This is a genomic window from Ammonicoccus luteus (genome assembly GCF_050880385.1).
In the GTDB taxonomy this organism is placed as follows: Bacteria; Actinomycetota; Actinomycetes; order Propionibacteriales; family Propionibacteriaceae; genus Enemella.
In genome coordinates this window covers 1-1,650 of sequence record NZ_JBNZCI010000015.1, presented here as the reverse complement: position 1 = coordinate 1,650, position 1,650 = coordinate 1, and the positions used below count along the sequence as shown (strand labels likewise).

At 62.5% G+C, this 1,650-nt stretch carries 1 protein-coding gene and 1 pseudogene; both read left to right on the top strand.

Annotated elements, in window-relative coordinates:
* Window positions 1-190: 190 nt before the first annotated feature.
* A pseudogene (locus ACQ260_RS17270) lies at window positions 191-1,236 on the top strand (IS3 family transposase); the annotation flags it as partial.
* 46 nt (window positions 1,237-1,282) lie between these two features.
* Window positions 1,283-1,468: a hypothetical protein gene (locus ACQ260_RS17265; protein ID WP_432560706.1), complete on the top strand. Its 186-nt coding sequence runs from the start codon at window positions 1,283-1,285 to the stop codon at window positions 1,466-1,468.
* Window positions 1,469-1,650: the final 182 nt, after the last annotated feature.

The window sequence follows — 1,650 nt, the reverse complement described above, 5'->3', positions numbered from 1 at the left end:
AGTACGAGACGATCATGACCACACCAGCCCTTCAGGCTGCGTGACTAATCACTGTCACCTGATCGTGCAGCAGACCCGGGGGTGTCACCGTCGCATCCGGGACCCCGGGCAATCGTCACTACTACCTGTTCCTCGATCAAGACATCTCTGATCCTGACCTACACGAGACTCTCTGTCGCCTACTCGGAGTCGAGAGCTCGGGGTGTCGGAGCAAACGTATTACCGATGGCGCAACCAGTACGGCGGGTTGAAGGCCGACGATGCCAAGCGTCTCAAAGAGCTCGAGAAACAGAACGCAACGCTGAAGCGGCTCTTGGCCGAGGCCGAGCTAGAGAAGACTGCGCTCAAGGAGCTGGCTGAGGGAAACTTCTAGGCCCGCACCGGCGCCGCGCCGCAGTGACTCACCTGATCAGGACACTACAGATCAGTGAGCGGATGGCGTGCCGCCTGGCCGGGCTGTCCCGATCGGCCTACCGCCGCCCGATGCAAGCCGACACCGTGGCCGACCCAGACCGGGCGTTACGGGACTGGTTGCGCGACTATGCGCAGAGGCACCCGCGGTGGGGATACCGCCGGGCCTATCACGATGCCCGCGCCGAAGGGTGGGTCGTGAATCACAAGAAGATTCAGCGGCTGTGGCGTGAGGAAGGTCTGCGAGTCCCGCGGCGTCGCCGTCGCAAACGCATCGGTGCCTCCACCGTCGACGTACCAGTCGCGGTAGCGCCGAACGTGGTGTGGGCGATCGATTTCCAATTCGACAGTGATGAGCGTGGTCGGCCGATCAAGATTTGTTCCATCGTGGATGAGCACACCCGCGAATGCATCGGCGGGCTTGTGGAACGTTCCATCACCGCTGATCGACTCGCCGCCCACCTTGACGACCTCGTCGCAGGCCGGGGCGCCCCGGCGGTGCTGAGGTGCGACAACGGTCCCGAGCTGATCAGTGAGGCGATGGCCGACTGGGCCGGTACTCGCATCGGTTTGAGCTATATCCCGCCCGGGTCGCCGTGGCGCAACGGCTACATCGAATCGTTCAACGGCAGGATTCGCGACGAGTGCCTGAACATCAACAGCTTCTATTCGCTCCTGCACGCCCAAGTCGTGATCGGCGATTGGAAAACCGAATACAACCACGATCGCCGGCACTCATCGCTCGACTACCTCGCACCGGTCGACTACGCTCGGCAATGCACTCATCAATTAGAAACCGACGACTCACACACCGTCCGGACCTAACAATGGGGGCAGGTCACCCGCCTACCTGCGCGCACATAACGCCGGGATGGCTCCGGCCGATGTCGCTTCCACCGTGGCCCGACGTCAGGCCCAACTCCAGCCGCAGCACGCCAGCGACCTTCTCGCTGCCTCGACCGTCCATGACAACCTCACCCTGTTGGACGAGGTGATCAGTGCCGCAGAGCGTGGAGACCTCCTGTCGGCAGGCGTAATCGCATCGCAGATTCAGTAATCACCCACACCCCCGAGCTTGGCCAGGTGCCCTCGGGGGTGTGGAGTAGACGCTTGAGCCCCGCCTGCTCGCGTCATCCCTTCACGATGTGAAGAGTCTATTAGGGGCTCTTCACAATTCGGGGTGTAGAGGGTGGTTGAGTCCGGTCGGCGCGTCGATGGCCGGGTAAGGGTCGAGGTCTT

Excerpts from the sequence above, each read along its gene's own strand:
- ACQ260_RS17265 (WP_432560706.1), top strand. The coding sequence starts at position 1,283 with ATGGCTCCGGCCGATGTCGCTTCCACCGTGGCCCGACGTCAGGCCCAA.